Here is a 24328-nt window from a genome sequence, read left to right on the forward strand (position 1 = left end):
ACTCGTTGTTATATCAAGACGAGATGTGGGAATCCTAAGGTTGTAGCATTAAAACTTTGTTCCTATGGGTTTATTTGGAAATAATTTTAACCTACGCACACAAGACAATGTTTCTCTAGGACCAGTAGAAGCCTTTGCAGCGATCGCTTGAGCTTCTGTTGCTGCCGATGGTTACTTGACAGATGATGAAATTAACATAATGATTGTCACTTTGTCCAGAATGCAATTGTTCCGCATCTATCCTAGTGACGTGATGAAAAAAATGTTTTATAAACTATGTGCAATTATTAAAAATCAAGGATAATTTTTGTTTGTAAAGCTTTTCGTTTCTGGTTTTACGAACTCTGAATATTCGGACATAGTTGTATTATAATTTACAACTATAACAAAAAAGCTTTACCCTGTATAGGTTTGATAATTGCTATTGTTAACACCTAAATATCAAGCCTGTGCAGGGAAGATTGCAGATTTTTTGCTACCTAGTCCTCATCCTTGATTGTGGTGCAATAGCGGCTGTTAATTAGTTCAACTCAACAATTATTGACCTCCTGGTGGGGTCATTTTTGTTAGCTGATAAAGCTGTTATATGCGATCGCTTTTTCCGCTTTTCCTCAACACCGACATCAGCAATTACTTCAAAAATTTTAACAATTTTCTCCTGACTGTTCACAAGCACCAATACTTACCCAGGTACTAGAACCATCTTGCCAAAATTCTTTTTTCCAAATCGGTACATTGTGTTTTAGTGTATCAATAGCATAGCGACAAGCTTCAAAAGCCTCACCCCGATGGGGACAACCTACAGCTACCAAAACGCTAATTTCCCCAACCTGTAAACGTCCAATTCGATGATGAATCACCACTCGGTTGACATCAGGCCACAGGGAGCGAATATCTGCTGCAATTTGCGTAAATACACGTAATGCCATTGGTTCATATGCTTGATACTCTAAGGAAACCACAGGCTTACCATCAGTTTGATTGCGAACCATACCACTCATCAACACCACTGCACCATTAGCTGGATCGTTAGCTTTGGTGTAGATTTCTTCAATAGACAAAGGTGCAAGAGTAATAGCAAAGCTATCTTCGGTTCTTTTTTGAACGCGAAAGTCCAGTGTATTCGTCATAAAAGAGTTTATATCAATGAGTAAGTCAGCACAAATAAAGTTTACTGGCTTGGGTCGTCATTTGTCCTCTGTTACGGGACTTACAAAAAATAAATTACCGATATTCCGTAGTGCGAGCCGAAAAGCTCGATGAATGAACACCACCTCGCGAGACATTTGTCCTTAAGGGCGGGAGGCTGCGCCCTAAGCGTAGCTATGCCGCAGGCTTTACGGACACGCTCTGGCGTTCGCACTACAAATTTTGGTGGTATTTAAAAAATTGGATGTCCCTACAAGATTCTGTTTGTCGTACTCCTCAGGGAGAACCCGTAGTATAGACGTTGGCGATCGCGTGCGACCTTAACACAAGCCTTGACGCTGGGCGATCACCCGAAACTGGCGCTTAGACTTTGCACTTTGACAGGTTTTCCTCAGGACTAATAAAACTTGATGCAGCGTCTACCCATCGCTGGCAATTGCCTGCTATTGAGCCGAACATGATATAATAATTTTCTTTCTATATAACTGAAAAATTCTGAACTATTAATATAAAAAATTAAACAATTTATACTTCATCATCCAAAAATGGATACAAACACCTCAGTTCCTTGATGGGAAATAAAAATGTATTCTGATTTATAGCCTCTAGATTTATCTATTAGGTATTTCCTACTTCATCCTTCATCCTTCATCCTTCATGCTGACATCGGAAATTTTAGCCGTTAATACAGCTTTTTATCGAGCTTTTGAAAAAAAAGATCTTGAAGCAATGAGTGCTTTATGGTCACAAGGAACTGGTAGTACTTGTATTCATCCTGGAAGCAGTATATTGCGGGGTTGGAAGCAGGTTCGCGCCTCTTGGGAACAGATATTTAGAAACACTGCTTATATAGAAATTAACTTGGATATCATGGCTACAGAAGTAGCTGACAATATCGCTTATGTTGTGGTGGTCGAAAATGTTCTCCAAGTCGTTAATGGTAGAAGGCTAGAAGCGCAATCAATAGCTACAAATGTATTCCAATTTCTCAGTGGAAAATGGTATTTGGTTCATCATCACGGTAGCCCAATTATGCGTTAGTTAGATCGCCAAATCTTGATGCTCAATAGTTAATAGTCAATAGTCAATAGTCAATAGATTTTAGAATGTAGATCTTTGTACTAAATAAAATAAAAAACCGTTCAAACTTAGCTTGAACGGTTTTTATTAAAAGTGAATTTGTTGCGTCGGGTGGATACAAAAATGTAATGTAACCATCAGTTTCCACTCAACAAAAAATCGTGCAGATTATAAATTTATCTCTGCTATGCAATTACAAGTCAGGAGGTAAAATTACTTGATCGATCGCGTGAATAACGCCATTAGAACCTGTAATATCTGCCTGAGTTACTTTGGCATCATTTACCGTCACGCCAGTAGCAGGATCAACCTTGACGTTGATAGCTCCGCCTTCAACACTTTTGACTTCGCCAGATTTTAAATCAGTTGATAGTACCTTACCCGGTACCACATGGTAAGTTAATATCTTGACTAAAACTTCTTTATTTTCAGGCTTCAACAAATCTCTGACTGCATCTTGTGGCAATTTAGAAAAGGCTGCATCGGTGGGTGCGAAAATTGTGAAATTATCTTTGCCTTCTAAAGTTGCTGTTAATCCAGCTGCTTTCAATGCCTTAGTTAAAGTGGTAAATGAAGCATTTGACTCAGCCAGTGCTGCCAAAGTCTTACCTTGGGTATTATTGCTGGAACCACCTGCGGGTGGAGTTTGATTAGGTGCGGGTGTTGTCGGTGTTGTTGGTACGGGTGTTGTCGGTGGTGTGCTGGGTGTAGGTTCAGGGGTATTGCTTGGAGGAGGAGTTACTTCACCTCCTGTAGTGCGACTACCACGGTTATAAGGAGGCTCATTAAAAATACTTGGGCTAGGATTAAGACCCCTCTTAGCAGGCTTCTGTGCTACCAAATTTCCATTTGAAGTTGTGCCTTTTGCTGTATTTTCTGTAGGCTGAACAGGTGCATAGTTAGCGTTAGCATCTATACGTTGACTACGGTTATAGGGGGCTTCGCTAAAAATCTTGGGGTTGGGATTTGTTGCCTCTTTTGCTTGAGATGGTAATGTAATCAAGAGGCTGCATCCTGCTATTCCGACTATACCTGCCAGATTTGTCAGCAATTGATTGTAATTTGCCTTCATAAATTTTGTTTGTTTTTATTTTGCACAGCTTACATAAAGACTTATAACATTTTGTTACGCACAAAATCTCACCTCAGAAGTAAGAAATTTTCTCTAAAATTAGCCAAAATCATGCTGCGTGGGCATGATGGATGGAGCCAAAATTTATAGTATCAACATTTGCAAGGTATTTTTGAGATGCAGGTAATGTCTATCCAGTTAAGTTAGGGAACTCCAAAAAATAAATTATTCCGTTAAAGTCGTTGACTGTTGTACGGGTGGGTTTAACTGACATATTTGTTTTCTGTGTAAATATCGAGAGAGAACCCGCTCCTACAGACTGTTGACGGTTCACAGTTAACATTCAACAGTGAACAATAGCAATGGAATATTTTTTTACTTGGAAGTCCTTTACCTAATTAACTTTCTGATCGTGCTGAATTTGATTGAAATTAGTCATTGTACAACACCAAGATTCAGAATGCACGAGTTGGTCTACAGGGAAATTTTTCCAATCAAAATCAGGCGACTTTAGATTGCAAATTACTTTTAAATTCTAGAAGAATCGTATTTTTTTATACACTATTTTAGTGAAGGAGTCAAGATTCTTATTGAGATGCAATCCAGATCTCGGAAAAATGAAAATAATGGGTGCAAATTCATCCAGAAGATGTTAGGTTAAGTTATGCATAACTACGGAAGCAATTTAATTATTTGATAACTGCATACCTGTAGAAATAATTTTTTGATACACTTATGGGTTGTCCAAAAAAAACCAGAAAGTTTAACTCTGTTGGCAATTAAGTTGAGTCTTCTATCAATTGAATTAACAAAGCGATTACTGAAACTGAAGATACAATTATTGACACTCCCCGCCCTAGAAGTGCGAGGATTCTTCATTCATTGATTTTGTCAGTTGTCAGTAGTCAGTGGTAAACATATATTTAGACCGCCTACACCGAAGGCATTAAACCAGATCGAAAGCAACTGACACACTTTGCGCTGTAAAATTGCTCAGTTCACTAGTTATAGGGTAGACAAGATGCTGGAATTATACCAATGGGAACTATCTCAATATTCAGAAAAAGTGCGGTTAATTTTGGATTATAAAGGGCTAGATTACCGCAAAATAGAGGTGACACCGGGAATTGGACAGGTAGAGCTATTTCGCCTCACTGGTCAAAAGCAAGTACCAGTGTTGAAAGATGGTAGTAGATATATTGTTGATTCTACAGAAATAGCTAAGTATTTAGACTTAGAGTATCCTGAACGTCCACTGATACCGACAGATCCGAAGAAAAGAGGTGCATGTTTATTGATAGAAGAATGGGCGGATGAGTCGATAGGTATCAAAGGTCGTAAAGCACTATTTGCGGCTATTAGTCAAGACCAAAATTTTCGCAAGTCTTTATTACCGACCTCTACACCAGATATATTGAAAAATTTCATTGAAGGTGTACCCCGCGATTTATTAACAGTGTTGGGTTTTGGGGTAGGTTATAGTCCAGATGTGATCAAATCTGCGATCGCAGATTTAAAGCAAGACTTAGAAGCACTGACGCTATTATTAGCCGATAGTCCTTATTTGCTAGGAGATGAGCCGAGTTTAGCTGACTTAGCAGTGGCGGGATTATCGATATTATTAAAGTTTCCTGAGGGGCCTTATTTAGATTTACCCGCCAGCCTACAAGGAAAAGGAGTACCAGTTATAGCAGATAATCCCGATTATGCACCATTCTTTGAGTGGCGCGATCGCCTTTATGCCCAATTCCGGAAACCGTTAATTGGGACTTCTCCCTCAGCCAGCAGACCAACTTCAATTCAAATTGAGTAATTAGTCATTGGTCAATGGTCATTTGTCATTGGTTAAATAACTAGACTAGCCTTTTCAAAGTGACTCGTAAAATCTGTTTTTTCTCTGTGCCCTCTGTCTTGAAAAGTTTCCTACGCCGGGGAACCCGGCTTCGAGGAACTTTTCGCTGCGTACTCTGCGGTTTAAAAAGTATTTTATTTAACTGAAAAAATAGAATACACAGAGATGAGAGATTAAAAAAAGATTTTTTGAGCAAAATTTACCCACATTGAAAAGACTAGTCCTAATAACAAAGGACAAATGACTATTGACCATTGACAATTTGTGCTAAAATTTCGTCGCAAGCTTGAACTCTACAACTAAAATGCAACATCAGCTCAGCCCAATATTGATATAACTAATCAGATGATTTCTGGACAACCTTTAGGTTCAGTTACCCAAGGCTCTCTCACTGGAGGGTTAGAAGTAAGATTACACCCTGATATTTCTGTTGAAGATATGCGGGTGGGTAAGTTTTTAGTTGTGCAAGGGATGCGATCGCGCTTTTTCTGTATGCTGACAGATGTGGCGCTAGGAACTGCTAATGCACGCATTATTGCCGATCCTCCTCATTGGGAAGATACTTTTTTACGGGAAGTCTTAGCAGGAAGTGGTACATACGGTACGATTAATCTTGCGCCGATGTTAATGTTTACCCCAGAAGAAGTGGAAGAATCTTTTTCTCCCACTAATGGTAAATCTGCCAATCCTTTTGTACCATCGATGACTGGTTTGGCTTCATTTGTGCCACAAACCAGTACCTCAATGGAATTACTTCCAGTTAAAACTATTCCCAGCCACTTTAGCCAAGTGTATGAAGCGAGTGAAGAAGATTTTCGCCGCGTTTTTGGTTGGGAAGATGATACCCAAAGGAAAAACTTCTCCATCGGTAAACCTCTAGATATGGATGTGCCTGTATGTATTGATTTAGACAGGTTTGTCGAAAGAAGTAACGGAGTTTTTGGGAAATCGGGAACAGGTAAATCCTTTCTCACACGCTTAGTTTTAGCCGGGATAGTCCGGAAAAACGCGGCGGTAAATTTAATTTTTGACATGCACTCCGAGTACGGCTGGCAAGCTGTCTGTGAGGGCAAGCAATATAGTACAGTTAAAGGGTTAAAGCAATTATTTCCCGGTAAAGTAGAAGTTTATACCCTCGATCCGGAATCAACAAAGCGCCGGGGTGTGCGAGATGCGCAAGAACTTTATTTGAGTTATGAGCAAATTAAAATTGAAGATGTCAAGTTATGCTCTCGTGATTTAGGACTATCGGAAGCCGCCTTAGATAACGCGAATATTTTATATGCAGAATTTGGTAAAGCTTGGATTTTGCAGTTATTGAATATGAATAACGAAGAAATCAAGCTGTTTTGCGATGAAAAGCGCGGACATCAAGGTTCAATCATGTCATTACAGCGTAAACTGCTGCGGCTGGATAACTTAAAGTATATGCGCGCCGCTTGTCCCCATAATTACATCGATCAAATTTTGCAATCGCTCGAAGCCGGTAAGCACGTAGTTGTAGAATTTGGCTCCCAGTCGGATATGCTGTCTTATATGTTGGTGACGAATATGATCACCAGAAGAATTCACGAGCGTTACGTCAGCAAAGCCGAAAGATTTTTGCACAGTGGGAATATCAGCGATCGCCCCACGCAACTGGTGATTACCATTGAAGAAGCCCATCGTTTTCTTGACCCCGCGATCGTTCAAAGTACAATCTTTGGGACAATCGCCAGGGAGATGCGGAAATATTTCGTAACACTTCTAGTAGTTGATCAACGCCCGTCGGGCATAGATAATGAAGTTATGTCCCAAATTGGGACTCGCATCACCGCTTTGCTCAACGACGAAAAAGACATTGATGCAATTTTTACGGGAGTCTCTGGTGCTGGCAGTTTGCGATCGGTATTAGCAAAGTTGGATTCTAAGCAACAAGCCTTAATTTTAGGTCACGCCGTCCCCATGCCAGTGGTAGTCCGTACCCGTCCTTATGATGCAACTTTTTATGCAGAAATTGGCGATCCAGCTTGGTCAGAAAAGCCAGACGCAGAATTATTCGCTGCGGCTGAACTAGCCAAGGCGGATCTGGGTTTTTAGTCAACAGTCAACAGTCAACAGTCAACAGCCTCCTCTGCTAGTTCCCCAGCCCCTGTCGTAACATCCCACAAATAATCAGTTCGGTTATCTCCCTACTGCTCGGCAACAGAAGCAGAGGTTTTCGCGTCACTATAGATATAGTTAGCACACGAAAGGAAGTTCAAATTTTTTGCCAAACAAACCACTTTGCCCTATAATAAAAAGATTTATCTGGGCTACTTTACTATCCACTAGATTTGTCGTATCATAATAAAAGTAGAACTCATACTGACTTCATATTTTTACAGTTACCGCCAGTGACTGACAAGAAGAATTCTTGATAACCAGCCAGTGTATTTCTAAGAAACTGCAAAATTTAGCCAGGGTAGGGGAACCTATCTCAGGGAAGCATCGTCTTTTCAACGAATGTATAAATTGATTGCTTATGGTAGCTTCCTATGTTCCGTGATAGATGTAGTACCTGTCCCAATCTGACTTAATTATTAAAGATTCATTGTGTTTACGGAGTAGAGGACAACGCACCAATGCCTACTGTTAACACCCAAACCGAGAACCTAAACACCAAATTCACGGCTGATATGGTGCGAACCTATCTGCGAGAAATTGGTCGTGTGCCACTTTTAACCCGTGAGCAAGAGATTGTTTTCGGGAAGCAGGTGCAACAAATGATGACGCTAGTGGACGCTAAAGAGGCTTTGGCGAAAAAACTGCACCGCGAACCGAGTTTATCCGAGTGGGCTGATCATGTTAACCAACCTGAAACTGAGGTAAAACAGACAGTTGCTCAAGGTAAACGGGCAAAGCAAAAGATGATTGAAGCTAACCTCCGCTTAGTCGTCGCTATTGCGAAAAAATATCAAAAGCGCAATATGGAGTTTCTGGATTTAATCCAAGAAGGAACTCTAGGATTAGAGCGGGGTGTAGAGAAATTTGATCCTACTCGGGGATATAAGTTTTCTACCTATGCTTACTGGTGGATTCGCCAAGCAATTACCAGAGCGATCGCTCAACAAGGGCGGACAATTCGGTTACCGATTCACATTACAGAGAAGCTGAACAAAATCAAAAAAGTACAGCGTGAACTGGCTCAGAAACTAGGGCGATCGCCAAATCCGGCAGAAATTGCTCAAGAACTAGAGTTAGAGCCTTTGCAAATTCGCGAATACTTGAATATGGCACGTCAGCCAGTATCTTTGGATGTGCGCGTCGGTGACAACCAGGATACCGAGCTGCAAGAAATGCTAGAAGATGACGGCCCTTCACCAGAGTATTACACTACTCAGGAATTCTTGCGCCAAGACTTGAACACTCTGTTGGCGGAACTAACCCCCCAACAGCGAGAAGTTGTAGCTTTACGTTTTGGCTTAGAAGATGGGAATGAAATGTCTTTGGCGAAAGTAGGTGAAAGATTAAATCTCAGCCGCGAACGTGTTCGTCAATTAGAACATCAAGCGCTTGCTCATCTACGTCGTCGTCGAGCCAATGTCAAAGAGTATGTTGCTAGCTAAAAGTCAACAGCTTTTAATTAAAAATAAAGCCTCCTGATTTCAGGGGGCAATTTTTTTATTAATTGTCATTTGTCAGACTAAATTTGAATAATGTTTGGGATACATAAATTATTTGTCAGGGCACAACATTGTTCATTGGTGTCAACTTAAGCTAAAAATAGCCTCTCTCTTAGCTTTGTCACCCGCCTTGGAATTCATTCCAAGGCTCATAGCCCAAGTAGGGGCGGGTTCACAGATATGCTCCAATAATTCACGACTATCTCGCTTAACCCGCCCCTACTGAAGTAGACTCAATATTTTGAGGATATTTAGTCATCTAAAGATGACTTTGGCTATTAGCAAGGAAGTTCAGTTCCTTGCGGTAACTGGGTTTCGCGTTAAGTTGACACAGGTGAACATTGTTGTGCCCCTACCCATTTGTCACATTCTTTTTTATAATTAATTGGTATTATTTCTTTTTCCGCTCTGCTCCCCAGCCCCTGTAACTTTTACTAATCATTAATTCAGGCTCAGAGTTTGTGCAGACTTTTTCTCAATTAGACCTGTTTCAAATACCGTCTTTACCTCTGGCGCAGAAGGCTAATTTGCCCAAATGCTCTGCCATTTATTTTGCACTAGATTCAAATAATAATGTCTTATATATAGGGAAAGCAATTAACCTATTTTTTCGATGGAGAAACCATCATCGTTTTGATCAACTCAGTCACATTAATCGTACTAATAGTGTCAGAATAGGCTGGTGGGAATGCTCTCCAGAGTCAGAATTGCTAACTAAAGCTGAAAAGCTTTATATAAAAGTATATAAACCATTGCTAAATAATAGTATAGTTCCGATAATTCCCAAAGGAGATTTTTCTGTAGTTATAAGTAAACTGGCAAAAAATATAGTAGTTTTAGGATTATTTAAACGTTCTTATGGCTATGAAATGAAAATAGGCTATGCTTGGCCAGAGCATAATGCTAGCCGAAAAATAGGACAACTTATTAAGCATTGTCAAAATAGTTTTACCTGGGAAAAAGAATATATACAAACTTCACCTGTATGGACTGGAACTTATAACAAATCACAAACTCCACAACAAATTAAGTTATATATATCTCCATGTGTAACATCTGGATTATTTTGGGATGAATGTACTAAGGCTTCTATAAAAGTTTTAGTAGCAGGTGTGCTAGTTAGAGCCGTAGATTGGCGTTCTCACTATAGCATTCCAGATGAAGATAATTTTTTGGACTTGACTGAGCTTGACGAATTAATTGGTTAAAAATTCTATCATCACAGCAAAATAGTTAACCCAATCGCTGCCGCAACCACAAAGCTAATAGTGGTAACGCCAATTTATAAGCTTGTTCTGCACCGTAAATCAAACCTTTGTGCTGCAAACCAGTCAGCGCACCTTGTAAGCTACCACCTCTAGAAAGTCCGTGTTTTTGAATATAGTCTTTACTTTGTGGTTTTTCTGTCGGATCTAACGCTAAACATTCCAAAAGATGCACTTGATTGGCTGGGAGAAGCATCACTAAGGATTCATAAGTCATCGATAAGTCTTTGAGTAATCCTTCAATGGCCTGTGTAACATCTTGTTCAGTAATTAAACTATCTGGCAAACAGGAAGTTTGTAACCGACGGATGAGCGCCATTGCATCGCCAATGTGTCCTTGTACAGCATCTAAAAACAGTGGTAGTGCTTGGGAACGGGAATCAAATGTTAGTCTGTGTACGTGTAGCATTTCTCTAGCCCACACCGCTAAGATGTCTCTGGCTAATGGGGGCAATTGCACGGTTTCTAAAGGATAATTATTTTCATCTGAGTGCTGGCTAGTCTCAGCGATAGTTGCAATCAAGACATAGTTAACATGAGTATCCTGATTGATTTTGCGTCGGAATGTTGCTTCCCATAAATTATTACGATCCCAAGAGCGGATATGAGGGAAACTATGCATAATCAGCACTAACCGCTTTTGTAAATCTACAGCCATCATTTGTGGCAACTCTAACAATAGCTCAAATGCTTGCCATAGTTGCTTTTGGTTGAGAGAACGCAACAGCTTCAATTTTTTTTCGACATCGTAGCTAAAAAACTCACTAGCATGGTGATGTACCCAATTTTGAATTTTGGCTATTTCCCAGTTTTGGCTAATAGCTTCTGCTAGCAGTTGTAAAAATCTTTCCCCATCTGTAGCGCGGATACAATCTATCTCCAGTACTACCGCTCCAGCGTCTTGCGCTCCTGCTTTCACTAAGGTACGCCTACCACTACCAGGTACGCCGGTAATTAATAAATCACCATCTTCTGACAAAACTTCGACAATACGTTGAAACTCTGCCGATCGCCCTATCAATTGCAATGGAGTAGACAAATCCAGACTCACAACTTTTTCGCCTTCCGGTTCAATCCTCACTGTAATCGCAAGCATACTTTATTTTTAGGCAACCATTGAGGGTGATTATCGTAATTATTGAAATTTACAAGTGCTAAAAAATATTTTGCACTAAATTTTAGTGTTATTGTTTGGATAACACTTATTCAGGGAAACTAAATAATTATGCTTCAAGCTGTATCTACCGTTGCGGAACCAGGAGATAGACAGCCGGATGTTTGGCATTCTTTGGAAATTGGGGAGGCGATCGCGCGGCTAAATACCAATCAGGACACAGGTTTAAGTAGCACTAGAGCCACACAGTTATTAACTGAGGTGGGCGCAAACGAACTCACCGCCAAGAAAACCCAGTCTTGGTGGTTGAAGTTTCTGTTGCAATTCAACCAGCCATTATTGATTATTTTGTTATGTGCAGGTTTAGTTAAAGCCGTCACTGGTAGCTTTGTCAACGCTGGAGTGATTTGGGGCGTGACTACTACCAATGCCATTATTGGATTTATCCAAGAGTCAAAAGCCGAAAGTGCGATTTCTGCTTTAGCTAAAGCTATTACCACCGAAGCCACAGTCTTGCGGGATGGGCAGAAAGTCCGCGTACCGTCACGGGAATTAGTGCCTGGGGATGTGGTACTGTTAACTTCCGGCGACAAAGTACCCGCAGACTTACGCTTAATTCAAACCCGCAACTTGCAAATTGATGAATCTGCTCTCACTGGGGAGTCAGTAGCTGTCGAAAAAGATACACGAATTTTAAAACCAGATACAGCCCTCGCAGAACAGAAAAACATGGCCTATGCTGGGGGATTTGTCACCTTCGGACAAGGTACTGGGGTAGTAGTCGCCACTGGTAACGCCACGGAAACTGGGCGAATATCCCAATTAATGGAGCAGCATACGGATATTTCTACGCCATTAACCCGGAAATTTAATAAATTCAGCCAGAATTGGCTGTATATGGTTTTAGGGTTAGCAACTCTCTGCTTCGTTGTCGGATTGAGTTTTAGAGGTATGAATGAAGCTCTTGAAGCCGCAGTTGCTTTAACAGTTAGTGCCATACCAGAAGGCTTACCAGCAGTAGTCACCGTTACTTTAGCGATAGGTGTTTCCCGCATGGCGCGGCGGAATGCCATCATCCGCAAATTACCAGCTGTAGAGACTTTGGGTGGTGCAACTGTCATCTGTTCCGATAAAACCGGGACTTTGACAGAAAATCAGATGACAGTGCAAGCCATCTATGCTGGAGGACATCAATATGCGGTTACAGGTATAGGTTATGCCCCTGATGGGGAAATTCTGCGAGATGAACACCCGGTAGATTTAAATAGCGACAAGGGTTTACAAGAATGTTTAATTGCGGGATTACTCTGCAATGATTCCCATCTAGAAGTGAAAAATAGCCGATGGGTGGTGATGGGAGATCCTACAGAGGGCGCTTTGATTGCATCAGCAAATAAAGCTGGTTTTAATCAACCCGCTTTGATTCAGCAAATGCCTAGACTAGATGGGATTCCCTTTGAATCAGATTATCAGTACATGGCAACTTTACATGAAACACCGAGAGGGAAAACTATTTATGTAAAGGGTTCAGTAGAGGCGCTTTTGCAACGCTGTCACCTGATCATCAATACCGAAGGAAAATCCCACCCCTTAGATTGTGTAGAAACATTATCACGAGCCAAAATTGAACGGGAAGTGAATATTATGGCGCGTCAGGGTTTGCGAGTCTTAGCCTTGGCGAAAAAGCCTGTAGGAAATGAGCAAAATACAGTAGATCATCCGGATATTGCTGATGGTTTAATCTTCGTGGGATTGCAGGGGATGATTGATCCGCCCCGTGAGAGTGCGATTAAAGCCGTGCAAGCTTGCCAATCAGCGGGAATTCAGGTGAAGATGATCACCGGAGATCATGCTGTGACAGCGCAGGCGATCGCCCGGAGAATGGGAATTAACAAAAATGGCTCAGTTCTGGCTTTCACAGGTGCAGAACTCGCCCAAATGGATAAAACCGAACTTGCTCAAGTTGCAGAAGAAGGGGTAGTCTTTGCCCGTGTTGCACCAGAGCAAAAACTGCGTCTAGTTGAAGCCTTACAATCTAAAGGTGAAATTGTCGCCATGACAGGGGATGGTGTCAACGATGCACCCGCCTTAAAACAAGCAGACATTGGGATTGCAATGGGAGGTGCAGGTACAGAAGTAGCTAAAGAAGCTTCAGATATGCTACTCACCGATGATAATTTTGCCTCCATTGAAGCGGCTGTAGAAGAAGGACGAGCAGTTTATAAAAATCTCATCAAAGCGATTTGCTTTATTCTCCCTGTGAATGGTGGGGAATCAATGACGATTTTAATTAGTACATTATTCGCTAGAGATTTACCAATTTTATCCCTACAAGTTCTCTGGCTGAATATGTTGAATTCCATCACGATGACAGTACCTTTGGCATTTGAACCCAAAGCACAAAACGTGATGCAACAACCACCACGTCATCCCCATGAACCTTTATTATCAGGCAGTCGAATACAGCGCATTTTAGCAATATCTTTGTTTAACTGGATTGTGATATTTGGAGTGTTTGAATACATCCGCCAAACCACAGGAAATATAGATTTAGCCAGAACGATGGCGATTAACTCACTAATTGCTGGACGGATATTTTATTTATTGAGTATTAGTCAATTAATCCCCAATCTTATTGCCAAGATGGATGGCACAATAAAGGAGAATGTAGATATTCCTGCCATCGGTTTTGGGATTGTCGGCGCAATTCTTTTACAAATTGTCTTTGCCCATGTGCCGTTGATTAATGAAATTTTCGAGACAGCACCATTAAATTTTCAACAGTGGTTGTTCTGTTTAGGCGTGGGTTCACCGATGATTTTGTGGGCGACAGTTGTGAATCGTTTAGATCCACCCAATTAATGATTAAGTAAGTCGGCGTAATTAAATATAACTGGTTAGGGTCGTCATTTGTCATTTGTCATTGGTCATTGGTAAGAGTTTTAATGGTGTTTACGTTTCTTAACTTAGTTCGGTTTTTTTATGCCGACTTACTTATCAGCAAGTAGAAAAACTTACCCTAGTTCTCTCTGTTGTATCAGGTGTAAGTAGGTCGGTATGAACTTATCTATCTAACAAAATGTAAATTTAGCAAAACCCTGGCGATTGCTTCACTCTGCTTTGGAACATTCGCTTTTAAGGTAGTTATAAATTTTTCTGCCCACCTACTCAACTCCTGTCAAATCTCCTTAACATTGTTGTCCGAGTTTTGTAATTACGAATTACGAATTACGAATTACGAATTAGCCTGAGCGTTATTAATAATCAAGTCTGTCATGGTATTAATTAAGCGATCGCTCTCGATTGGTAAAATATCCTTACCATGCAAAACATCCTGAACAATATGAAAATGCACTAATGACCCCACAAGAATCCTCGCTAGTGCTTCTGGGTCATTTATTTTCAGTTCAGGATGACTAGCCAAGTATTGAGTCAGGGTTTCTATCACTGGTTTAATCATGGCGCGCACACAAATCTGTGCTAACTCGGGAAAGCGTCCAGATTCGCCAATTAACACGCGCATAAATGCACAATGTTGTTCATCTGTTACCATTTGCTCTAAGGCTTTGGTTCCTAATTGGCGGAGGACTATTGCTGGTTCTCCCTGTAGAGGTTCTGTACCAAATATAGACTTAAACTTCTGGCGTGCCAGATGCTCAAACAAAACTTTAAATAGCCCTTCTTTATCTTGAAAGTGGCTGTAGACTGTGGCTTTAGACACACCCGCAGCGATCGCTACCTTGTCCATGCTTGTACCAGCATAGCCATGTTTGAGGAACTCCTGCATCGCTCCTTGCAGAATTTGTTCCACTTTCTCAACGGAATTCTCCCGTTCTACTTCGTCAGCTTTTATGCGTGCCATGTGTTCATCAACCTTGCTTATAAACCATCTTACTGGTGATTGGGGGGAAGGGGGAAAGGGGAAAAGGGGAAAAGGGGAAAGGGGGACTAATGACTATTTCCTATTGCCTTATGGACAAATGACTATTGACCAATGACAAATGACTATTGACTAAACTACTCGGTTTAGTTTAGCATAATTCTGAACTGGACGGTTTAGTTTAAAAATGCCGCCCAAAAGAGGGGAATACTATGGCGCAAAACTGGAATTTATTAGGTTTTAGAGCTTCCCAAAGTATTTTTAAGTCACCTACCATCCTGGCAATAATTACAGCTTTGATTACAGCCGGAGCTAGTGTTTATACGGTAACTAAGTTTCAGGCGGATTCTGGGAAGAAGCAAGAACTAGCAACGCCGATTCAACCAGTTGTCAAAACTGTTACTGCGTTGGGGCGCTTAGAACCCAATGGTGAGGTGATTAAACTGTCTGCACCGACGGCTAATGAAGGAAATCGGGTTGAGCAACTGTTGGTGAAAGAAGGCGATCGCGTTAAAGTTGGACAGGTAATTGCGATCATGGATAGTCGCGATCGCTTACAGGCGAGTTTGGGTGAAGCCCAAAGACAAGTACAAGTGGCAAAATCCCGACTGGCGCAGGTAAGAGCTGGTGCAAAGCAAGGAGAAATTGGGGCGCGTCAAGCTACGATCAACCGTCTGCAAGTTGAACTAGCAGGAAGCATTAAAACGCACCAAGCGACAATTAATCGCCTAGAAGCAGAATTGCAAGGACAACAACAAAGTTTACAAGCAACTGTAGCCCGTATCGCCGCCGAAAAGCGCAACGCCCAAGCTGATGTGCAACGCTATGAGAGTTTATATAAAGAAGGCGCAATCTCTAATCAAGAAGTGGATCGCCGCAGGTTAAGCGCGGAAACTTCTACACAGCAATTTATCGAAAGCCAAGCCACAAAGACAAGAACTGTCGCCACACTAGAACAGCAAATTAACGAAGCTAAAGCTAACCGCGACAAAACCATCGCTACACTAGAACAACAAATCAACGAAGCCAAAGCTACCCTGAATCAAACAGCGGAAGTTCGTCCTACAGATATCGCCAACGCCCAAGCTGAGGTAGATAGCGCCCAAGCTACTGTAGCGAAAATTCAAGCCCAACTTAATCAAGCATATATTCGCGCTCCCAAATCTGGACAAATTCTAAAGATTCATACCCGCGCTGGTGAAACCGTTGGTAATGACGGAATTGTCGAGTTAGGTCAAACTGACCAGATGTATGCGGTAGCAGAAGTATACCAAAGTGATATTCATAAAGTCCGGCCTGGTCAACGTGTCAAAGTTATTAGCGATTCTCTCCCCACTGAATTGCAGGGAACCGTTGATTGGATTGGGATGCAAGTGCAACGGCAAAATGTAATTAATGCCGACCCCTCTAGTAATATTGATGCCAGAGTAGTCGAAGTTCATGTCAAGCTAGATTCTGCATCCAGCGCCAAAGCCGCCCAGTTTACCAATTTGCAAGTCAAGGCGGTGATTGAACAATGATAGGATTTATCTCTCAACTACAGCGCCGCACCCCTCTGGGATGGTTGCAACTGAATAAGCAAAGGAGTCGTTTTTTAGTCGCACTATCAGGCGTTGCTTTTGCAGATTTACTGATGTTCATGCAGCTGGGCTTTCAGTCAGCATTATATGATAGCGCCACCAGACTGCATCAAGTATTAAATGCAGATGTAGTAATTATCGGTAACCAAGCCCGTAACCTCTCCTTTATGTCTTCCTTTCCCAGAAGAAGACTGTATCAGGCTGCCGATGTACCTGGTGTAAAATCGGCAGAAGCTTTGTATACCAACAACGTTACGTGGAAAAATCCCCAAACTCGCCGTGAGACAGGGATGCTGATTATCGGCTTTAATCCTGACCAGCCAGCATTTAACTTACCAGAAGTTAACCGCCAATTATCGACAATTAAACTACCGGATACTGTATTATTTGATGCTGCTTCCAGAGGAGATTACAAAGAAGCGATCGCACAAATTTCTCAAGGTAAACCTGTCACCACAGAAATAGATCGGCGGACAATTAGCATTAATGGCTTATTCTCAGTTGGAGCATCTTTTGGTGCTGATGGTAGCTTGATCACCAGCGATCAGAACTTTTTACAACTATTTCCTAAACGACAAGCAGGTAGTGTCAGTATTGGTTTGATTCAGTTACAACCAGGCTACGACCCTAAACAAGTAGCCAGTGCTTTAAAATCTTACCTACCTAAAGATGATGTAAAAGTTCTCACCCACGAAGAATTTATTGCCTTTGAGAAAAATTACTGGCAGACAAACACTGCGATCGGGTTTATCTTTACCTTAGGTGTATCGATGGGATTTGTCGTCGGGGTGATTATCGTCTATCAAGTCCTTTCCACCGATGTTAATGCCCACATGAAAGAATATGCCACATTTAAAGCGATGGGATATAACAATCTCTACTTGCTAGGTGTCGTGTTTGAGGAAGCTTTAATCCTGGCAATATTAGGGTTTATCCCAGGGATGACAGTATCTTTAGGACTGTATGCCTTAACTCGTGGTGCGACAAATCTACCACTATATATGACCTTAGCACGAGCTATTCAAGTGCTGACGCTAACTTTCGTCATGTGTATCATATCCGGTGCGATCGCTACTCGTAAAGTTCAATCTGCTGACCCAGCGGATATGTTTTAGTCATTTGTCATTTGTCATTGGTCATTGGTCATTTGTAGATCTTATCCCCCTTGTCCTCCTTGTCCCCTATTCATTATGAATCCAGTAATCTCTGTGCAAAATCTCGACCATTACTTTGGTCAAGGTCAACTAAAAAAGCAAGTTCTGTTTGATATTACCTTAACAATCAATGCTGGCGAAATTATCATTATGACCGGGCCTTCCGGTTCTGGTAAAACCACATTACTAACTTTGGTGGGGGGGTTGCGTTCTGCGCAATCTGGTAGTTTGCAAGTATTAGGAACAGAACTCTGCGGTGCTAATGCAGCTCAACTTACCGCAGCACGGCGCAGTCATGGCTATATTTTCCAAGCACATAACTTGCATGGAAGTTTAACTGCACTGCAAAATGTGAGAATGGGCTTAGAACTACACAAGGATATTTCACCAGCAGAAATGAAAACTCGCTCTGCCGAAATGCTAGAGCAAGTAGGATTAGGACAGCGCCTCAATTATTATCCTGATGATTTATCAGGGGGACAAAAACAACGAGTTGCGATCGCTCGTGCTTTAGTCAGTCGCCCTAAAATTGTCTTAGCAGATGAACCAACTGCGGCGCTGGATAGTAAATCTGGTCGAGATGTAGTTAACCTAATGCAAAAACTCGCTAAAGAGCAAGGTTGTACTATTCTCATGGTGACTCATGACAACCGGATTTTGGATATTGCCGATCGCATTGTTCACATGGAAGATGGTAAGTTAGCTAAAGATATGGTTGTTGCCACAGCCTAAATCCAGCATTTTAACTGAAATGGAATCTACACAGATCCAAACAACAAAGCAATGATTGATCGTGATGACGAAAACAATAAATGCGATCGCACTACAAGAACAGCGATCGCATTTGTGGAAACAGCTGCTAAATAAAAATATGAGTATCTATACTAGCTAGACCCGCATCATTGAAAGCTTTAGCAAAATCATCCATTCCATTTCCATTAAAATCTCCAGTTAGCCACTGTTGAGTATTCCAAAACCCACCTTGACGCGTCGCCCATCGCTCAATACCAAAACCTCCACCGTTCGACAGGTGAACGTCTATACTGGCTAGACCTCCATCATCAAAAGCTTTAGCCAAATCATCTTTGCCATCGCCGTTAAAGTCCCCAGCTAGCCATTTCTGAGCCTCCCAAAATCCACCTTGGCGAGTAGCCCATCGCTGGCTAGCAAAGCCTCCACCATTCGACAGGTAAACGTCTATACTGGCTAGACCCCCATCATTGAAAGCTTTAGCCAAATCATCTTTGCCATCGCCGTTAAAATCCCCAGTCAGCCATTTTTGAGTACCCCAAAATTCACCTTGACGAGTCGCCCATCGCCCGATACCAAAGCTTCCACCATTCGACAGGTGAACATCCATACTGGCTAGACCCGCATCATTGATGATGTTAACTAAATCATCTTGGCCATCGCCGTTAAAATCCCCAGTCAGCCATTGTTGAGTATCCCAAAACCCACCTTGACGTGTCGCCCATCGCCCGATACCAAAGCTTCCACCATTCGACAGGTGAACGTCTATACTGGCTTGACCCACATCATTGAAGATGTTAACTAAATCATCTTTTTTATCACCGTTAAAATCCCCAGTCAGCCATTTTTGAGCATCCCAAAAGCCACCTTGACGTGTCGCCCATCGCCCGATACCAAAACTTCCACCATTCGACAGGTGAACGTCCATACTGGCTTGACCCACATCATTGAAAGTTTTAGCCAAGTCAACTTTCCCATCTCCATTGAAATCACCAGATAGCCATTTTTGAGTATCCCAAAACCCACCTTGACCTGTCGCCCATCGCTGAATAGTAATAACATAATTGTTGAAGGTTGTACCACTAACAGAATATTGCCCCAAACTGCCGTAATCGGTGTAGCCTGTAGTCAGACGATCTCCTTTCCCCACACCATCAATTTTGAGGTAATAGGTTCCAGTAGGAACAGTTGTAGCGATACTTGCAGATAATGAATCTGTCAGATCAGACGAGGTAATTAAAGCACCAGTAGCATTGTATAACCCTGCAAAAATATCTAAGTTTGGCCCACTAGTGAAGGGATTTACTGTCAAATTAATCGTACCAGAACTTGTAGAAAAACGATAGAAATCTACATCTGTATTGCGCTCAATGATGCCACTACCACTTACAGACGTACCAGAACTGGTCAGTGTCTTTGCTGTCGCAATTGTATCACCAGTATCATCGTTTCGGTAGCCAAACCCATTTTGGGTAGTAATAATTTGCAAATCATCTTCAGTATTGTTAGCAGAAGCATACTCGCCTTTACTCCACTGGAGTAGCTCCTGGGAATACCCTAATCCCATGATTGGTGCCCAGCCAGTCGGCCCACTACCATGCCCTGCGTAGTATTCTTCAGCGGGCTTTATTCGTCCATCATGCTTGAGTCCCAGTGTATGACCTACTTCATGAGAAATAACATAAGCCGTATCTCTCTCATTACCGTTGTTCGTGTTTTTAGCAAAAACAAAGGCGGGAGTATCACTATTCAAATTGAAAGAACCAATGTAGGCAATTCCTCCGTCTCCAGTACCCAACCAATCAGAATTACTACCACCGATAGCGACACGCACACCCCAGCGTTTATCATTACTGTCGCTCTTAATCAGATCATTAATATCTGCTGGAGCCTGGGTTGTGACATTAACATTAAACGGGATGAAATCCTCAGCGACGCGCTGCCAGATATACTGGATTCTTTCAAGTTCAGCCAAGCTAAAGGACGCTGTATTGCCGTCTATGTCAAAGCTTGGTGTGATAATGTTAGCTATGTTTTTACTTGTATTCCACTGAGTACCAGAAGTGGTATGACCGTCGAAATCTAAATAAATTGTGTGGTTAGCTCCTGGTAAGCTGTTTAAAAAGAAAGTTTGAGAGAGGTCTAGTGAAGGTAATACAGTAACTACTGGTGGTCGATATCTAATTAACGTTGGCACAACTAGAGGCAGTGCATACAAAGTGGAATTACTATTGTCCCTCGATATTGGATTACTCTTGCTTGTCCTGGGCTGTTGAGTTCTTAAATTCCCTAGTTTGAGAGATCCATTTGAACTATCACTAACGATGTAATCATTAGGCGAGCTAATAGGCTTTTCTGAAAGAGTAATATTAGGTGGTAAAAGATTACCATAATCAGCGTGGTTTTTTACTATCGATTCTTGAGGTAAAGCTGTTATTAATTCAGAGTCTAAGCCGGAACTCAATTGCTTGCGTAAGTGCGATTTCTGTTCTATATCGAAGCCAATCTTTATTTTCTTAGGGTTAACCATTAAATTTGCCAAGTAGATGCTATTTTTAGTATTATTTTTGCAGAAATGCCCAATTTATAAGTAATTTTATGAAAAATTAAATTCTTTATTTAAATAAAATTCAGATGCATAAAAGTAGATTTTTTATGTAAAGAGACAGTAAAATTATGGGCAGCAATAAAGCAACAAAGCTTACAAGTAACCGTAGCCTATTTAGCTGCCGAAAAGCGCAACACCCAAGCTGATATGTGACTATTGTCATGGTGACTCATGACAACCGGATTTTGAATATTGCCGATCGCATTGTTCACATGGAAGATGGTAAGTTAGCTCAGGATCGGGCTATAGTTCCGGCTCTATAGTCAGTTGATTTTTCTCGCTGACAAACTTATGATTGGCGCAAATTTGACAAGAGACTTTGCATTTTGTCATTTGTCATAGAATGTTAATTTTGATTCCTTGGTTGTGGGACTAGGGGCTAGGGGCTAGGGGCGGAGAAAGTAGGATTATCATGCTCATTGTGTGATTTACTAAATAGTTAATTAGCTATAAAGTAGGAAAATTTTAATAGCTTATAGGCATGAGAAAATAGGCATAAGTAGGACAAATCCTCAAAACATGGTTACATTTCAATTTGTATAGCAAATTTTCTAATTATGAAATATATCTTAATCTTGAGTTATTAAAAAAGTAACAAAATTTGATAATTTAAAAATAGCTATCATTGCAATTACTCTATCCAAAAATAGAATTTTGTAAAAATTATTAGCTGTATTTTTTCCTCACAAGTTCCTCACAATTATTATCTAATTTAATTACATAAAAGCTTTGACTCTCGTAATCGAAACCTTCATTTCCTATGTAGGGAATGAAGGCGAGATTTTTCTTAGCTTTTGATGCTACTGATATGTTGGGAGAGCCAGAGCATTTTTGAACATTTAATCGACCACAAATTAACTCAACTACATCATCGGTTAACATCGCTGAACAAACTGCAAACAAAGATAGTTCAAGACGATGCTTAAGCTGGTTTTGCTGTGGTTTTTTCTATGGTTTTTACTTCAATTACACAGGGATGATCTATTATGGTTGCGCTGCTCAATCCACTGACTATTCCTAAATACACTAATCAATTACCAAACCTACTCGCTCCGGGATTCTTTATTGATGCTAGGCGTAAAGGTAGATATACAATCACAATGAGTCAAGGGACTCATAACTTTGGTTTAGGGACAGGAATACCTCTAACCCAAACCTGGGGTTACCATAGCGCTTTTGCTCCAGCTTGGGATGCGGCTGGTCTTAATTACCTTGGTCCGGCGATTGTGGCACAAAAAGGTACACCAATTACTATAAATTGGAAGAGCAAGCTTCCTAAACAACATTTACTGCCAGTAGATACCACACTTCATTGGGCTTATACTGGCACTAAGTATACCATTAGCAAAAACGGTGTTCCAGTAGTCGCCCACCTGCATGGCGGAAAGAATAAATCTCAATACGATGGTCTTCCAGATGCTTGGTTTACTTCTACTGGTAAAGGCGGAAGTTTAGCAATAAATAAAGGTGCGATCCAAGCCTATACCTATGACAACGATCAACAAGCTGCCACCATCTGGTATCATGACCACGCCCTAGGAATCACTCGCCTCAATGTCTATGCTGGCTTAGCAGGTTTTTATATCTTGCGGGATCAATATGATACTGGCATACCTGATAATCCAAAAACACCTCAAATCGAAAACGCACTTCCAGGTAATTACGTTAATTTCGATTACCAAGGTAATTGGCGCAAAGACCCAGATGTTTACTATGAATATCCCATAGTTATTCAAGACAAGATATTTACAGCAGATGGTAAATTATTTTATCCATCTTCCAATGCAGATTTACTTGCAGCAGGCTTAGAAGGGATGCTTCCGGCAACTGCACCTAATCCCAGTGTAATACCAGAATTCGGTGCTGGTAATGTTATGCTTGTGAATGGGAAAGCCTGGCCTGTGTTAGATGTTGAGCCACGGAAATACAGATTCCGCCTGCTGAATGGTTCTGATTCGCGCTTCTACAGCCTCAAACTGCAACAAGGGTTAGACTTTTACCAGATTGGTACAGACTTAGGTTTACTCAATGCGCCAGTGAAACTTACTCACCTGGAACTTGCACCGGGTCAACGAGCGGATGTAGTTGTAGACTTTAAAGGGTATCAGGGAGAAACTTTAATTCTGAATAATTTTGCTGGTGGTATTACCAGTGAACCAATTCCCAACAACCCAGATACAACGGGTCAGATTATGGCTTTTAGAGTAGGGAATCAGGTAACGGTTGCTGATACTCCCTTACCGACAACCTTACGAACCGATAACCCTAGAGATAAGACTAAACCGGCTTGGATATTGCTACCGACTAGTGTTAGCCAGATTGATCGCTACGATCATACAAGTCCTGACTATATAGGCTTTAATGGCTTTAAGAACCCTACAAATTATGTTACTCCAACCGATCCAATCACAGGATTAGCGATCGCAAAACAGTTAGCTCTATTTGAGAACCCCGGCGATGATTTTGGACGCATCACACCGATGCTGGGAACGATTCGGGAAGGTGCGCTGATGTGGGATGATCCGATTACCGAGTATATCAAACTTGGCGATTGCGAGATTTGGGAAATTTACAATACTACACGCGATTCCCATCCCATCCATTTGCACGAAGCGGGTTTCCAACTGCTCGACAGACAGGATTTTACTGCAACTCAGATTGATCCACTAACAGGAGCGTATTCACCAACAGCACCATTAATCAATATTCAATATCAGGGAGCAGCGACTCCGGCAGCGCCCAACGAAGCGGGTATACTTGATACTGTCACGATCGATCCCGGTGAAGTTATCCGTGTTGTCGCCACCTTCGACCTTCCCGGAGAGTATGTCTGGCATTGTCATATTCTCTCCCATGAAGACAATGAGATGATGCGACCTTACGAAATATTAGCTCCGGGTACAAATCCGCTAGCATCATTAAATAATGCCAACACTGCTGTATTAATTTAAACCTAATCCGTAGTCAGGACTTCAGTTAAAAAGTCAAGGACTAAAGTCCTGACTACTAACTTACAGCAATTTTCAGGTATGGCTGTTGACGGTTGACTGTTGACTGTTTGTACGGGCGGGTTTTGTGAGATATTCACGGTGCTAACAGATATGTCGGTTAAACCCGCCCCTACAACAATAGCAATGGAATATTTTTTTACTTGGAAGTCCCGAAGATTGCAAAATGCGG

15 protein-coding genes and 1 pseudogene are annotated in these 24328 nt (G+C 41.4%); 11 read left to right on the forward strand and 5 right to left on the reverse strand.

What is annotated here, in order from left to right; genetic code table 11:
- Positions 1-644: 644 nt before the first annotated feature.
- Entirely contained in the window at positions 645-1130 is a 486-nt protein-coding gene (locus AACU32_RS37585; RefSeq protein WP_096607319.1) for a molybdenum cofactor biosynthesis protein MoaE, read from the reverse strand.
- A 676-nt stretch (positions 1131-1806) separates the two neighbouring features.
- On the opposite strand from AACU32_RS37585, the gene AACU32_RS37590 reads away from it, so the two are divergent.
- On the forward strand, positions 1807-2190 hold the full coding sequence (locus AACU32_RS37590; protein ID WP_096607320.1) for a nuclear transport factor 2 family protein: 384 nt from the start codon (positions 1807-1809) through the stop codon (positions 2188-2190).
- Between the two features lie 232 nt (positions 2191-2422).
- Here AACU32_RS37590 and AACU32_RS37595 read toward each other — a convergent pair whose 3' ends face one another.
- Complete coding sequence (locus AACU32_RS37595) at positions 2423-3301, reverse strand: fasciclin domain-containing protein (RefSeq protein WP_096607321.1); 879 nt, start codon at positions 3299-3301, stop codon at positions 2423-2425.
- A gap of 1021 nt (positions 3302-4322) precedes the next feature.
- Here AACU32_RS37595 and AACU32_RS37600 point away from each other — a divergent pair.
- The 4 genes from AACU32_RS37600 to AACU32_RS37615 all read left to right on the forward strand — a co-directional run bounded on the left by AACU32_RS37600 (position 4323) and on the right by AACU32_RS37615 (position 10005).
- On the forward strand, positions 4323-5114 hold the full coding sequence (locus AACU32_RS37600; protein WP_096607322.1) for a glutathione S-transferase family protein: 792 nt from the start codon (positions 4323-4325) through the stop codon (positions 5112-5114).
- A 384-nt stretch (positions 5115-5498) separates the two neighbouring features.
- Positions 5499-7232, forward strand: a complete 1734-nt coding sequence (locus AACU32_RS37605; RefSeq protein WP_096607323.1) for a helicase HerA domain-containing protein — start codon at positions 5499-5501, stop codon at positions 7230-7232.
- Between the two features lie 524 nt (positions 7233-7756).
- Complete coding sequence (locus AACU32_RS37610; RefSeq protein WP_096607324.1) at positions 7757-8740, forward strand: RNA polymerase sigma factor, RpoD/SigA family; 984 nt, start codon at positions 7757-7759, stop codon at positions 8738-8740.
- Positions 8741-9258: 518 nt separating this feature from the next.
- A complete protein-coding gene (locus AACU32_RS37615; RefSeq protein ID WP_339378596.1) occupies positions 9259-10005 on the forward strand; it encodes a GIY-YIG nuclease family protein in 747 nt (248 codons plus the stop codon).
- A gap of 25 nt (positions 10006-10030) precedes the next feature.
- Here the strand turns inward: AACU32_RS37615 and AACU32_RS37620 are convergent, their stop codons facing one another.
- Positions 10031-11158, reverse strand: a complete 1128-nt coding sequence (locus AACU32_RS37620; protein ID WP_096607326.1) for an ATP-binding protein — start codon at positions 11156-11158, stop codon at positions 10031-10033.
- 129 nt (positions 11159-11287) lie between these two features.
- On the opposite strand from AACU32_RS37620, the gene AACU32_RS37625 reads away from it, so the two are divergent.
- Positions 11288-14038 carry a cation-translocating P-type ATPase gene (locus AACU32_RS37625; protein ID WP_096607327.1) on the forward strand — a complete coding sequence of 917 codons (2751 nt, stop codon included), beginning with the start codon at positions 11288-11290 and terminating at the stop codon, positions 14036-14038.
- Between the two features lie 373 nt (positions 14039-14411).
- On the opposite strand, the gene AACU32_RS37630 is transcribed toward AACU32_RS37625, so the two are convergent.
- The gene (locus tag AACU32_RS37630) at positions 14412-15038 is read right to left on the reverse strand and encodes a TetR/AcrR family transcriptional regulator (protein ID WP_096607328.1); all 627 of its coding nucleotides are present in this window, start codon (positions 15036-15038) and stop codon (positions 14412-14414) included.
- Between the two features lie 230 nt (positions 15039-15268).
- On the opposite strand from AACU32_RS37630, the gene AACU32_RS37635 reads away from it, so the two are divergent.
- The 3 genes from AACU32_RS37635 to AACU32_RS37645 all read left to right on the forward strand — a co-directional run bounded on the left by AACU32_RS37635 (position 15269) and on the right by AACU32_RS37645 (position 18522).
- The gene (locus tag AACU32_RS37635; protein WP_096607329.1) at positions 15269-16576 is read left to right on the forward strand and encodes an ABC exporter membrane fusion protein; all 1308 of its coding nucleotides are present in this window, start codon (positions 15269-15271) and stop codon (positions 16574-16576) included.
- Positions 16573-17751 (forward strand): ABC transporter permease DevC, encoded by a 1179-nt coding sequence (gene devC / locus AACU32_RS37640; RefSeq protein WP_096607330.1) that lies wholly within the window; start codon positions 16573-16575, stop codon positions 17749-17751. The genes AACU32_RS37635 and devC overlap by 4 nt, the downstream gene beginning before the upstream one ends.
- Before the next feature lie 75 nt (positions 17752-17826).
- Positions 17827-18522: a DevA family ABC transporter ATP-binding protein gene (locus tag AACU32_RS37645; RefSeq protein ID WP_096607331.1), complete on the forward strand. Its 696-nt coding sequence runs from the start codon at positions 17827-17829 to the stop codon at positions 18520-18522.
- A 127-nt stretch (positions 18523-18649) separates the two neighbouring features.
- Here AACU32_RS37645 and AACU32_RS37650 read toward each other — a convergent pair whose 3' ends face one another.
- Positions 18650-21070: an FG-GAP repeat domain-containing protein gene (locus tag AACU32_RS37650; protein ID WP_096607332.1), complete on the reverse strand. Its 2421-nt coding sequence runs from the start codon at positions 21068-21070 to the stop codon at positions 18650-18652.
- A gap of 230 nt (positions 21071-21300) precedes the next feature.
- Here AACU32_RS37650 and AACU32_RS37655 point away from each other — a divergent pair.
- Positions 21301-21411 (forward strand): annotated as a pseudogene (locus tag AACU32_RS37655) (ABC transporter ATP-binding protein); the annotation flags it as partial.
- Positions 21412-22134: 723 nt separating this feature from the next.
- On the forward strand, positions 22135-24099 hold the full coding sequence (locus AACU32_RS37660; RefSeq protein ID WP_096607334.1) for a multicopper oxidase family protein: 1965 nt from the start codon (positions 22135-22137) through the stop codon (positions 24097-24099).
- Positions 24100-24328: the final 229 nt, after the last annotated feature.

The organism is Calothrix sp. NIES-2100, from assembly GCF_963875285.1.
GTDB lineage: Bacteria > Cyanobacteriota > Cyanobacteriia > Cyanobacteriales > Nostocaceae > Aulosira.

Excerpts from the sequence above, each read along its gene's own strand:
- AACU32_RS37585 (WP_096607319.1), bottom strand. The coding sequence starts at position 1,130 with ATGACGAATACACTGGACTTTCGCGTTCAAAAAAGAACCGAAGATAGC.
- AACU32_RS37590 (WP_096607320.1), top strand. The coding sequence starts at position 1,807 with ATGCTGACATCGGAAATTTTAGCCGTTAATACAGCTTTTTATCGAGCT.
- AACU32_RS37595 (WP_096607321.1), bottom strand. The coding sequence starts at position 3,301 with ATGAAGGCAAATTACAATCAATTGCTGACAAATCTGGCAGGTATAGTC.
- AACU32_RS37600 (WP_096607322.1), top strand. The coding sequence starts at position 4,323 with ATGCTGGAATTATACCAATGGGAACTATCTCAATATTCAGAAAAAGTG.
- AACU32_RS37605 (WP_096607323.1), top strand. The coding sequence starts at position 5,499 with ATGATTTCTGGACAACCTTTAGGTTCAGTTACCCAAGGCTCTCTCACT.
- AACU32_RS37610 (WP_096607324.1), top strand. The coding sequence starts at position 7,757 with ATGCCTACTGTTAACACCCAAACCGAGAACCTAAACACCAAATTCACG.
- AACU32_RS37620 (WP_096607326.1), bottom strand. The coding sequence starts at position 11,158 with ATGCTTGCGATTACAGTGAGGATTGAACCGGAAGGCGAAAAAGTTGTG.
- AACU32_RS37625 (WP_096607327.1), top strand. The coding sequence starts at position 11,288 with ATGCTTCAAGCTGTATCTACCGTTGCGGAACCAGGAGATAGACAGCCG.
- AACU32_RS37630 (WP_096607328.1), bottom strand. The coding sequence starts at position 15,038 with ATGGCACGCATAAAAGCTGACGAAGTAGAACGGGAGAATTCCGTTGAG.
- AACU32_RS37635 (WP_096607329.1), top strand. The coding sequence starts at position 15,269 with ATGGCGCAAAACTGGAATTTATTAGGTTTTAGAGCTTCCCAAAGTATT.
- devC (WP_096607330.1), top strand. The coding sequence starts at position 16,573 with ATGATAGGATTTATCTCTCAACTACAGCGCCGCACCCCTCTGGGATGG.
- AACU32_RS37645 (WP_096607331.1), top strand. The coding sequence starts at position 17,827 with ATGAATCCAGTAATCTCTGTGCAAAATCTCGACCATTACTTTGGTCAA.
- AACU32_RS37650 (WP_096607332.1), bottom strand. The coding sequence starts at position 21,070 with ATGGTTAACCCTAAGAAAATAAAGATTGGCTTCGATATAGAACAGAAA.
- AACU32_RS37660 (WP_096607334.1), top strand. The coding sequence starts at position 22,135 with ATGGTTGCGCTGCTCAATCCACTGACTATTCCTAAATACACTAATCAA.